This is a genomic window from uncultured Holdemanella sp. (assembly GCF_934754935.1).
Taxonomy (GTDB): domain Bacteria; phylum Bacillota_I; class Bacilli_A; order Erysipelotrichales; family Erysipelotrichaceae; genus Holdemanella.
Genome location: NZ_CAKVJB010000051.1, coordinates 1 through 10,608, shown reverse-complemented (window position 1 = coordinate 10,608; position 10,608 = coordinate 1). Strand labels below are relative to the sequence as shown.

Annotated in this window: 12 protein-coding genes; 9 read left to right on the top strand and 3 right to left on the bottom strand. The window is 33.8% G+C overall.

The features are described 5' to 3' along the window. The 4 genes from Q0E86_RS10545 to Q0E86_RS10530 form a co-directional block, all read left to right on the top strand. Nucleotides 1-237: type II toxin-antitoxin system prevent-host-death family antitoxin (locus Q0E86_RS10545; RefSeq protein ID WP_295756958.1), on the top strand; the 237-nt coding region annotated here is incomplete at its 5' end. Between the two features lie 6 nt (nucleotides 238-243). Further along, complete coding sequence (locus tag Q0E86_RS10540) at nucleotides 244-561, top strand: type II toxin-antitoxin system RelE/ParE family toxin (RefSeq protein WP_295756956.1); 318 nt, start codon at nucleotides 244-246, stop codon at nucleotides 559-561. Nucleotides 562-856: 295 nt separating this feature from the next. Further along, on the top strand, nucleotides 857-1,285 hold the full coding sequence (locus Q0E86_RS10535; RefSeq protein ID WP_295756954.1) for a low molecular weight protein-tyrosine-phosphatase: 429 nt from the start codon (nucleotides 857-859) through the stop codon (nucleotides 1,283-1,285). Then, the gene (locus Q0E86_RS10530; protein WP_295756952.1) at nucleotides 1,282-2,073 is read left to right on the top strand and encodes a histidinol-phosphatase; all 792 of its coding nucleotides are present in this window, start codon (nucleotides 1,282-1,284) and stop codon (nucleotides 2,071-2,073) included. Before Q0E86_RS10535 ends, Q0E86_RS10530 begins: the two co-directional genes overlap by 4 nt. Here the strand turns inward: Q0E86_RS10530 and Q0E86_RS10525 are convergent. Beyond that, nucleotides 2,066-2,620: a Crp/Fnr family transcriptional regulator gene (locus Q0E86_RS10525; RefSeq protein WP_295756949.1), complete on the bottom strand. Its 555-nt coding sequence runs from the start codon at nucleotides 2,618-2,620 to the stop codon at nucleotides 2,066-2,068. The genes Q0E86_RS10530 and Q0E86_RS10525 overlap by 8 nt on opposite strands. A gap of 84 nt (nucleotides 2,621-2,704) precedes the next feature. Here Q0E86_RS10525 and Q0E86_RS10520 point away from each other — a divergent pair, with 84 nt between their 5' ends. Both Q0E86_RS10520 and Q0E86_RS10515 read left to right on the top strand, forming a co-directional pair. Then, nucleotides 2,705-3,397: an ATP-binding protein gene (locus tag Q0E86_RS10520; RefSeq protein ID WP_295756947.1), complete on the top strand. Its 693-nt coding sequence runs from the start codon at nucleotides 2,705-2,707 to the stop codon at nucleotides 3,395-3,397. 224 nt (nucleotides 3,398-3,621) lie between these two features. Next, nucleotides 3,622-4,743, top strand: a complete 1,122-nt coding sequence (locus tag Q0E86_RS10515; protein ID WP_295756945.1) for an ATP-binding protein — start codon at nucleotides 3,622-3,624, stop codon at nucleotides 4,741-4,743. A 95-nt stretch (nucleotides 4,744-4,838) separates the two neighbouring features. On the opposite strand, the gene Q0E86_RS10510 is transcribed toward Q0E86_RS10515, so the two are convergent. Both Q0E86_RS10510 and Q0E86_RS10505 read right to left on the bottom strand, forming a co-directional pair. Next, nucleotides 4,839-5,807, bottom strand: a complete 969-nt coding sequence (locus Q0E86_RS10510) for a P1 family peptidase (RefSeq protein ID WP_295756941.1) — start codon at nucleotides 5,805-5,807, stop codon at nucleotides 4,839-4,841. Then, entirely contained in the window at nucleotides 5,785-6,573 is a 789-nt protein-coding gene (locus Q0E86_RS10505) for a nitrilase-related carbon-nitrogen hydrolase (RefSeq protein ID WP_295756939.1), read from the bottom strand. The genes Q0E86_RS10510 and Q0E86_RS10505 overlap by 23 nt, the downstream gene beginning before the upstream one ends. A gap of 124 nt (nucleotides 6,574-6,697) precedes the next feature. Between Q0E86_RS10505 and hypB the strand changes: the two genes are divergently transcribed. The 3 genes from hypB to Q0E86_RS10490 are packed head-to-tail and all read left to right on the top strand — an operon-like array spanning nucleotide 6,698 to nucleotide 10,389. Continuing rightward, on the top strand, nucleotides 6,698-7,360 hold the full coding sequence (hypB, locus tag Q0E86_RS10500) for a hydrogenase nickel incorporation protein HypB (protein ID WP_295756936.1): 663 nt from the start codon (nucleotides 6,698-6,700) through the stop codon (nucleotides 7,358-7,360). Between the two features lies 1 nt (nucleotide 7,361). Further along, nucleotides 7,362-10,043, top strand: a complete 2,682-nt coding sequence (locus Q0E86_RS10495; protein WP_295756934.1) for an FAD-dependent oxidoreductase — start codon at nucleotides 7,362-7,364, stop codon at nucleotides 10,041-10,043. Between the two features lies 1 nt (nucleotide 10,044). Next, nucleotides 10,045-10,389 (top strand): hydrogenase maturation nickel metallochaperone HypA, encoded by a 345-nt coding sequence (locus Q0E86_RS10490; protein ID WP_295756932.1) that lies wholly within the window; start codon nucleotides 10,045-10,047, stop codon nucleotides 10,387-10,389. The last annotated feature ends 219 nt before the right edge of the window (nucleotides 10,390-10,608 follow it).

Below are 10,608 nucleotides of genomic sequence, written 5' to 3'. Positions count from 1 at the left end.
AGAAATCACTATAATGAAATTTCAAAACAATGTCGGGAAGAAAATGAAGCTGTAATTATTACAGTAAATGGACGTGGTGATACGGTTTCTTTATCTTATGATGAATACAAAAGTATGAAGTCAAGAATTGAATTGTTGGAATTGCTTGCAGAAGCTGATGAAGATGTTTCGAATGGAAGAGTATCACCTATTCAAGACACTTTTAATGATTTACGAGCAATGTTAAAAGGAAAATAAAATGAAATGAAATATACTATTGTGCGTACTGATACTGCAGATATTTGTATTCGAAAAATTGTAATGTATATCGCAAGAAATTTTGGTGAAGATATTGCTTTAAAAAAGTTAAATGATTTAGAAAAGAATATTTATCTATTGGAAGATAATCCATATTTAGGAACCATACCTAGATATCCGGTTTTAAAACGACAAGGTTATAAGGTGTTGATACTAGAAAAAGACTTGATATTTTACAAAATAAACGATGATAAAAGGGAAATTATTATTTATGCGGTCGTAGATCAACGTCAGGACTACCTGAATATTATTCAAGGACTGTAAATTGCTTATTAAAAAATCAAAATATATAGAATAATATTAACAGACCTCACCACGCCTCTGATTTATCATGCGCAACCCGGTGGGGCTTTTTCAATTAAAATGAATATAGTGTAAAATGTTTTTACAAAGAAAAAATATTCACTTTTGCAAAGAGGCATTGTGAAAATGATGTTAGCTTTGATTTTTTTAGATTTTTTCTTAAAAACTAAATATGACCTATAAAATATTGTTTAGTTACATGACTTATCATTTTCTTTTGAGTATGATAAATTATATAAAAGTGAGGTTTTTGACTATGAAAAAAGTGCTTTTTATTTGCCATGGGAACATTTGTAGAAGTGTAAGTGCTGAGTATATTATGAAAGATCTAGCTAAGAAAAATGGGGTAGATCTATATGTTTCTAGTGCAGCTACAAGTCGTGAAGAGATTGGTAATGATATTTATCCTCCGGCTAAGCGTAAACTAAAAGAAAAGGGAATTCCATTTTCTAGACATTACGCAAGACAAGCTACAATGAGTGATTATTTGTCCTATGACTATTTGATTTGTATGGATGAAAATAATATGCGTAATCTAAATCGTATGTTTGATAATGATCCAGATCACAAAATCTATAAATTATTATCTAGAGATGTTTCAGATCCTTGGTACAGTAATGATTTTGAAACGGCTTATAACGATATTTATGAAGGCTGTAAAGCTTGGTTGGAGAAATTATCATGAAACAGAATCTACATACACACTCTATCTTTTGTGATGGAAAAGATACGATTGAAGAAATGACTCTAGAAGCTATCTCAAAAGACTTTGATATTCTAGGATTTTCTGGACATGGACATTTGGACATTGATACAAGTTCAATGCGAGATACTAAGGGGTATATTTCTGAAGTTCAAAGAATTAAATCAAAATATTCTTCATCTATTCAAATCCATTTGGGTATAGAAGAAGATATGTTAGGAAGAATAACTGAAAAGGCTCCATTTGAATATGTGATTGGAAGCAAACATTTTTTAGGTGAAGTGGCTGTGGATTATTCGAAACCTGTATTTGATTCTTTATTTGAATCCTATTCTGGTGACTATAAAAAGATGTGTAAAGACTATTATTCTGACTTATCGAATATGTATGACTGGCAAGAAGTGGATATCATTGGACATTTGGATTTGATTACCAAATATAATGAGGATGAATCCTATTTTAAATTTAATGATAAAGACTATATGAACATTGTTTGTGACTGCATTGACCGATTGTTGATTAATGATAAGATTTTTGAAGTGAATACCGGAGCTATCGCAAGAGGCTATCGTAAAACACCATATCCATCTAGAGATATATTGGAATATTTACAGGCTAAAAATGCACGCATTTGTCTAAATAGTGATTGTCATGATAAGAATTATTTGGATTGTGCTTTTGAAGAAAGTTTAGAATTGATTCAATCCTGTGGATTTAAAGAAATGCAGATACTCACAAAAGATGGCTTTGTGCCTGTCAAAATTAAATAGAATAAACAGTGAAGGTGTTCTTGTGATAATCAATTAAACCTTCACTTTTCATTTTAGAAAGTTCCTTTGATAAGGCACTTCGTTCTACATTTAAATAATCAGCCATCTGTTGACGATCAAACGGAATCTTAAAGGTAGAACTTTGTTTCTCTAATTTCATGAATGATAAATAAGACAATACTTTATTGCGAATTGACTTATTGGAAATATGAAATATGTGTTGTGACAACATCTTATTCTTATTTGAAAGTATTTGAATCATTTGATCTTTTAATTCTGGGGATGTTTCTAAGTTTTGAACATCTAAGAATTGAATTGTACAATCCTCAATCGCTCTAACATATACATACATAGGTGTTTGGGTTAGGACATAGCTTTCCGCAAACATTTGATTAGGACCAATATGTGATAGTAGGGAAACATTGCCTAAAAAATCTACGGTTTCAATGACAACACTACCTTCTTTGACAATACCAATGGCTTGGGGAATATCTTCCATATGATAAATAATTTCATTTTTCTTGTATTTCTTGAATGGTAAATCCATAAATATCTTCCTTTCGTGGTTTAAACAACATAATTTTAATGTATTATACAATAAAATAAGTACATAAGAAATGAGGATGATTTTATGTTAAGAAAAGTAATTCAAATTGATGAAGATAAATGTACAGGATGTGGGATCTGTGTGGATGCCTGTCATGAAGGAGCCATTGGTTTAGTGAATGGAAAAGCTAAATTAATGCGAGATGATTATTGTGACGGACTCGGTGATTGTTTACCTACATGTCCTACGGGAGCCATTTCATTTATTGAAAAAGATACTGTAGCCTATGATGAAGAAGCAGTAAAAAAGAATATGGAAAAACGCATGAAAGATGCAGGTACTATGCATACAGGATGCCCTGGCTCTATGATGCATACACTAAATCCAGTTGCTACTGCATCTATCGATGTATCTAGCCAATTAACATCTTGGCCTGTACAAATTAAGCTAGCACCAATCAACGCGCCATTCTTTCAACATGCCAAACTATTGGTAGCTGCGGATTGTACAGCCTATGCCTATGCCAATTTCCATCAGGAATTTATGAGAAACAAAGTGACTTTAATTGGATGTCCAAAACTAGATGGCGTAGATTATTCAGAAAAACTTTGCGACATCATTCGCATGAATTCCATTGAAAGTGTAACTATTGTTCGTATGGAAGTACCTTGTTGTGGTGGTCTTGAAAATGCAGTTAAGAAAGCTTTGCAGGAAAGTAAAAAGTTCATTCCTTGGCAAGTTGTAACCATTTCAATTGATGGAAAAATTTTAGATTAAACTAAAAAAGTGCAGTTAACGTGTCAGATATTGCACTTTTGTCATTTTTTGACACGTTAAACGTTGTTTACTCTTGTTTATTTTGATAAAATTTAATTAGAGGTAGGACACATGAATTTATACAAACGAGAAAAATATTTAAAAAAAATCCGACCATTTTATTCAGAAGAAGATCTTATTAAAGTGATTACAGGAGTAAGGCGTTGTGGTAATAATGCAGTCTTATGGAAACTATATGCGATGAATTGAAACAAACAATGGATGTGAAAGATGAACAAATTATTTATATTGATTTGGATAGTCGTAAAAATCGCAACATTAAAACGGCAGATGCTTTAGAAGCGTTGATTGATAGTCAGACAACATCGCAGGAAAAGATATATTTATTTATTGATGAAATTCAGAATGTGGATTCTTTTGAAGAAGTGATTAATGGATATAGAACGGATGGTGGATATTCCATTTTTGTTACGGGTTCCAATTCGTATTTGTTGAGTGGTGAATTATCTACCAAGTTAACAGGAAGATATATTGAATTCGAACTATATACTCTATCTTTTGATGAATATTTAGAAATGAAAAAATTTTATAATAAAGATATTAATCCTAATACGATTGTAGAATTAAATAATTATATTCTTGAAGGTGGTTTTCCTCGGACTGTGCAATTTGATGATTTGCAGGTAAAAAGAACTTATACAGAAAGTGTTGTAAGAGAGATTTTTGAAAAAGATATTCGTAAAAGAGTAAAAATTAGAAATAGAGAAGCCTTTGAATCCGTAGAACATTTTATTATCAATAATTTTGGTGCTACTACAAGTATAAGTGGACTTCAAGAATCATTAGAAAAAAATGGCATGAAAATTTCAAGAACTACACTATCTAATTATATTAAGATATTAGTAGATGCGAAAATATTGTATGAATGCAGTCGCTTCGATATGAAATCAAAAAAATCTTTATCAGGAGAAAAGAAATATTATGTATCGGATTTAAGTTTCTATTTTTCATTGAATACAGATAATAAAATTAATTATGGACCTGTACTTGAAAATATTGTTTATTTTTATGCGAAAAGCCATGACTATTCAATAAGTGTGGGAAGAATTGGAAAACTTGAATGTGACTTCATATTAAGAGATCATAAAATGAATTATGCGTATGTTCAAGTTGCGTATACGATCGCATTGAGTAAAAAAACAGAGGATAGAGAATATAAGTCATTAGAATCCATTAGGGACAATTATCCTAAATATGTGATGACTACAGATTATTTACTTCAAAATAGAAATGGGATTAAACATGTAAATTTAATTGATTTTATTATTTCAAATTCAACATTTTAAGTCTAAAAAAGTGCAGTTTATCGTTACAGATATTGCACTTTTGTCATTTTCTGACACGACAAATAAAAAGTATCACCGTAGTGATACTTAAATGATTAGTCTGTAGTAATTTCTTTATAGCTAGCTAGACCATAAGCACTATCTGCTTGTGTACCCGCATTGACAATAGCTTGTTCCATAGCTTTTACAGCCATAATTCCAACTAGATCTTGCTCGGCAGGCACTTTATTCGATGTCATCGCAAAAATAGTATCTCCATCACTTGAAGTGTGGACTGGACGAATACATCTAGCATATCCATTATGTGCCATACTTGCGATTTTATTCATTTGCGCTTTATTTAAATCCGCATTTGTGATGATACAACCAATTGTTGTATTCATACCACAAGAATTGATCATCTTTTCAGCCGCCTTTAAGATTTCATCTTCACTAAACAATCTTGTGTTTGTGTTTCGATCATAAATACCTGCGATTGGCTTATCTGAATTTGGATAGAAAATATCACCACACGCATTTACAGCTACAATAGCACCTACTTTTAATGGACCGATTTGGAGAGCAGAAAATCCTAATCCTGCCTTCATCGCATATTGAGGACCGAAGAATTTACCTACACTTGCACCTGTTCCTGCACCGACATTTCCTTGTTGAGGATCATTTTTTTCGGCTTCAATACAAGCTTCATACCCCATCTGTTTATTTGGATATGCCTTAGAATTACCTACACCACAATCAAATAAACAAGCTTCACATACGATTGGAATATAGATGTTCTTCATGTCAAAACCAATTTCGTGTTCACTCAAATACTGCATTACACCACTACTTGATTCTAGACCAAAAGCACTACCACCCGATAATGTAACCGCATGAATTTTTTGAACCATATTTTTAGGGTTTAATAAATCCGTTTCACGAGTGGCAGGACCACCACCACGTACATCTACACCAGCTGTAGCTCCTTCTTTACATAAGATGACTGTACATCCAGTCGCATTTTCTGTATCTTGTGCACTACCAATTTGAAATCCTTCGATTTCATTGATTTGAATTGTCTTCATTTTTGATCTCCTTTAATTCATATAAATCATTTCTACGTACCTTCCAATAAGGCATTCTTTGCCTTACTTTATCAATGTCATTTAAATCAATGTCTACAACTTTATATGTTTCTTCTTCGCCTAACTCCACTACAATATTGCCAAAACCATCCACGAGAATAGAATGTCCTCCTGAAGTATAGTTTTTATATGTATATTTAGCCGGTGCAACTCCACATAAAAAGACTTCATTTTCTAAAGCACGAGTTTGAGTAAATAACTTCCAATGTTTCTTTGTGGCCTGCTCATTAAAGGCAGCCGGACAAAATAGAATCTGTGCTCCATTTTGAGCTAGAATTCTAGATACTTCTGGAAAGCGAATGTCGTAACATAATAAAATGCCACATTTTCCCCATGGCGTATCAAAACATTGAAGGTGATTTCCTGGTACAAACACTTCATTTTCACAATAATCTTGACGATTATGAAATTCAAAAAGATGTGTTTTATCATACGAACAAACAATGTCACCATTGCTATTTAATATGTAACAACGATTGTATTTGTTTGCACAAATGGAACCAGCCACAATCCATATTTTATTTGTTCGAGCCGTTTCTTTTAAGGCTTCTAAACTCTCATCATGACGCAAATAAGCTGTTTTAAGTGCATCATTATGATAGGGACAATTCCACATTTCACATAGAACTAAAATATCACAGTCTGGAATATTTTTTAGTTTCGCTATATTTTGTTGATTGTCTATTGAAACAGACATTTGGTACATACAGATCTTCATATAGATTATGATAGGCGAAAATTATCTTCTTTTCAAGATAATCAAAGACTAACGTATGTTTATTTACTCTGCTTCTGAAATCGTTTACAATCAATTTAGGAGGGTTCTTAACATGTATAAAATTATAGAAGTGAAACAAAGCGTATTTGAAGATAATAATAAAGATGCGAACAAATTAAGACAAGAATGTAAAGACAAGGGTGTGTTCTTATTAAATGTTATGTCAAGTCCTGGAGCAGGTAAGACAACAACTCTATCTAGAACGTTAGAAAAAATCAAAGACACAATGAGAATTGGCATTATGGAAGCAGATATTGATAGTGATGTAGATGCCAAAACCATCAGTGAATATGGTGTGCGCACGATTCAGTTACATACAGGTGGTATGTGTCATTTAGACGCCGATATGACACGTCAAGGACTGCATGAAATGGGAATGGAAGATTTAGATTTGGCTGTCCTTGAAAATGTAGGTAATTTAGTTTGTCCTGCCGAATTTGATACGGGATCCACTAAAAATGTGGCTATTCTAAGCGTTCCTGAAGGAGATGATAAACCTTTGAAATATCCATTGATGTTTCAAGTTTGTGATGTGGTTCTCATCAATAAAATGGATGTATTGCCATACTTTGATTTTGATGTAGAAAAATGTAAAAAGAACATTCTGTACCGAAACCCAAATGCGAAGATTTTTGAAGTGTGTGCTAAAACGGGTGAGGGAATTGATGATTGGTGTAATTGGCTTGAAAATGAAGTAAAAGCCTGGAAGGAATAATATGGCATATCGAGATAATATTGATAAACTGGCAAGGCGTATCACAGATCGTATTCCGGCAAAAGTGAAGAAGTTATCGGAAACAGATCCTGAATATGAGTGCTTAAATGAAATATTAAATGATGAACAATGCGATTTATGTTTGTGCTTTGAAGTGCGTAAACCACTTTCTTTTGAGGAAGTTGTGAAAAGAAGTGGCTGGCCTGCGGGTAGAGTGAATCGTGTATTAAATGAAGTATGTGACATTGGAATGATTGAATACAATTGGGAAAATGAGGATCATCATAAACAGTTTGTGCTTCCTCAGTTTGTTCCTGGAGCTGCTGAATTTATGGTCATGAATAAAGATCTTGTAGAAGAACATCCAATTGTTGCGGATTTCTTTGAAAAGATGACACGCTTACCACTTGAAAAAGTAACGCCAATGGTTCCTCCTGGAGGAGCGGGTATTGGTATGCATGTCATTCCTGTAGAAAAGGCAATTCATGCCAATCAAGAAGCGGTAAGTGTGGAAAGGATCTCACATTGGCTGAATAAATATGACAAGTATGCTCTTTCTCCATGTTCATGTAGAAGACAACAACGTGTTAGAGGTGAAGGAACTGGGGATGTAGAAGCGGATGTTTGTATTGCGGTTGGTGATATGGCTGATTATGTTGTACAGACAAACAAGGGTGGTCATTATTGTACGTATGAAGAAGTGATTGAAACTTTAGAAAGATGCGAAAGAAAAGGCTATGTCCATCAAATTACAAATATTGATGGAGAGGATAAGATCTTTGCGATTTGTAACTGCGCACATGGCGTATGTAACGCATTAAGAACAAGTCAATTGTTTAATACGCCAAATATGTCAGCCAGTGCCTATAGAGCGCATGTGGATAGTGAAAAGTGTGTGGCTTGTGGAAAGTGTGTAGAAATTTGTCCAGTAGGTGCGGCAAAATTAGGGCAAAAATTATGTACAAAAGCAGGTCCAGTTACATATCCTCAACAAGAGCTTCCAGATGATGTGAAGTGGGGTCCTGAAAAGTGGAATTGGAACTTTAGAGATACAGCTAAAGTAAATTGTTACGAAAGTGGAACATCACCTTGTAAGAGTGCGTGTCCTGCACATTTGCCAGTTCAAGGCTATATTAAGATGGCTAAAGAAGGTCGTTATATGGATGCATTAAAGTTGATCAAAGATTTTAATCCATTTCCAGCTGTATGTGGAGCTATTTGTAATAGAAGGTGTGAACAACAATGTACGCGTGGCTTGATTGATGAGCCTTTGGCTATTGATGAAATCAAGAAATTTATTGCCGAACAAGAACTTCATGAAGATAAGCGCTATATTCCTTTATGTGAAAATGTTGAAGGCAAATTCTTCACAAATAAGATGGCCATTATTGGTGCGGGTCCGGCTGGTATGAGTGCAGCTTATTATTTAAGAATGATGGGCTATCCTGTCACAATATTCGAAAAGGAACAAAAACCAGGTGGTATGTTGGTATATGGAATTCCATCTTTCCGTTTAGAGAAGTCTGTGATTGAAGCTGAAATTGAAGTTTTAAAGGCTATGGGCATTGAATTTAAGTGTGGTATAGAAGTAGGTAAAGATATTTCTTTGGATGATTTAAGAAAAGAAGGCTATGAAGCATTCTATGTGGCTATTGGTGCTCAAGGATCAAGAAAACTAAACATTCCAGGCGAGGATAATGAAATGGTTGAATCTGGAATTGATTTCTTGCGTAAAGTCAATAAAACAGAAGATCCAAATTTAATTTCTGGAGATGTGGTTGTCGTTGGTGGTGGAAATGTTGCGATAGATGTAGCTCGTGCTGCTTTAAGAAGTGGAGCTGAAAAGGTTCATTTATATTCTTTGGAACAAGAAGCTGAAATGCCGGCAAGTTTTGAAGAAGTATCAGAAGCTAAAGAAGAGGGTATAATTCTTCATTGTGGATGGGGTCCAAAGGAAATCTTAGAAGATTCAATTGTGTTTAAACAATGTGTAAGTGTAAAAGATGAAACGGGAAGATTCAATCCAAGCTATGATGAAACTATTTTAGAAACTATGCAGTGTAGTCATGTATTCCTTTCGATTGGACAAAGTATTGTTCCAATTCAAGGATTTGATGTAGAAATCAATCCAAATGGAACCATCAAAGCCGATGGCACAACACTACAAACATCTGTTGAAGATGTATTTGCGGGTGGTGATGTGTATACAGGTCCAAAATTTGCGATAGATGCGATTAGCCATGGTAAAGAAGCGGCAGAATCGATGCATCGATTTGTGCATAAGGGTCATTCTTTGACAATTGGCAGAGACTTACATTTATTTAATGAATTTGATAAGAATAACGCATTGATTGATATTGATTTTGATCATGCCAAACGCCAGATTCCTGGTATTAAAAAGGGCTTGGGTGAAAAATCATTTAGAGATTTACGTTCAACATTTACAGAAGAACAAGTCAAGATTGAAGCCAATCGATGTCTTGGATGTGGTGCAAGTATTGTGGATACAAATAAGTGTATTGGTTGTGGCTTGTGTACGACAAAATGTGAATTTGATGCGATCCACTTAACGCGTGATATCAAGGATGGTGCAAGAATGGTTAAGGCGGAAGATAAGATGAAGGCAATCTTGCCGTATGCAGCTAAGCGTCAAATCAAGATTATTCGTAATAAGAAGAAATAGTATGCATGAATTAGGAATTGTTGTACATATTTCAAAAACATTAGAAGAATTTGCACAAGAAAATAATATTACAGATATTCGTAGAGTGACTTTGCAGATTGGAAAAGTAAGTGGAATTGTTCCTGAGTATTTAGTGGATTGTTGGAAATATTATAGGCAGAAGGTGCCTTTAATTGAAAATTCAACACTCGAATATGAGTGGATTGATGCGATTACGATTTGTAACGAGTGTGAAAAAACATATGATACGATTCAATATGGAAGAGAGTGTCCATATTGTAAGAGTGAACATACGGTTCTACTACAAGGAAATGAGTGTCTCATTAAGGAGATTGAGGCTGAATAAGTCTCTAAAAGGCGCTTTTTTTGATTTTTATTAGAAAAAGTGTCTTTTTTTTCGTATAAGAGTATGTAGGAAAACACCTACTAGAAAAGAGGTGCTCATGCGTAGCGCAAATCTATTAAATGATTTCGCCTTTAAGTATGTCTTTGGCGAAGATTGTAAAGAGGCCAATGATGCCTTAAAATCATTACTCACGGTATTTTTAGAAAGAAAGGTGAATAG

What these genes read in the sequence shown, in the direction of transcription:
- Q0E86_RS10540 (WP_295756956.1), top strand. Translation starts at nt 244, where the DNA reads ATGAAATATACTATTGTGCGTACTGATACTGCAGATATTTGTATTCGA.
- Q0E86_RS10535 (WP_295756954.1), top strand. Translation starts at nt 857, where the DNA reads ATGAAAAAAGTGCTTTTTATTTGCCATGGGAACATTTGTAGAAGTGTA.
- Q0E86_RS10530 (WP_295756952.1), top strand. Translation starts at nt 1,282, where the DNA reads ATGAAACAGAATCTACATACACACTCTATCTTTTGTGATGGAAAAGAT.
- Q0E86_RS10525 (WP_295756949.1), bottom strand. Translation starts at nt 2,620, where the DNA reads ATGGATTTACCATTCAAGAAATACAAGAAAAATGAAATTATTTATCAT.
- Q0E86_RS10520 (WP_295756947.1), top strand. Translation starts at nt 2,705, where the DNA reads ATGTTAAGAAAAGTAATTCAAATTGATGAAGATAAATGTACAGGATGT.
- Q0E86_RS10515 (WP_295756945.1), top strand. Translation starts at nt 3,622, where the DNA reads ATGGAAACTATATGCGATGAATTGAAACAAACAATGGATGTGAAAGAT.
- Q0E86_RS10510 (WP_295756941.1), bottom strand. Translation starts at nt 5,807, where the DNA reads ATGAAGACAATTCAAATCAATGAAATCGAAGGATTTCAAATTGGTAGT.
- Q0E86_RS10505 (WP_295756939.1), bottom strand. Translation starts at nt 6,573, where the DNA reads ATGTACCAAATGTCTGTTTCAATAGACAATCAACAAAATATAGCGAAA.
- hypB (WP_295756936.1), top strand. Translation starts at nt 6,698, where the DNA reads ATGTATAAAATTATAGAAGTGAAACAAAGCGTATTTGAAGATAATAAT.
- Q0E86_RS10495 (WP_295756934.1), top strand. Translation starts at nt 7,362, where the DNA reads ATGGCATATCGAGATAATATTGATAAACTGGCAAGGCGTATCACAGAT.
- Q0E86_RS10490 (WP_295756932.1), top strand. Translation starts at nt 10,045, where the DNA reads ATGCATGAATTAGGAATTGTTGTACATATTTCAAAAACATTAGAAGAA.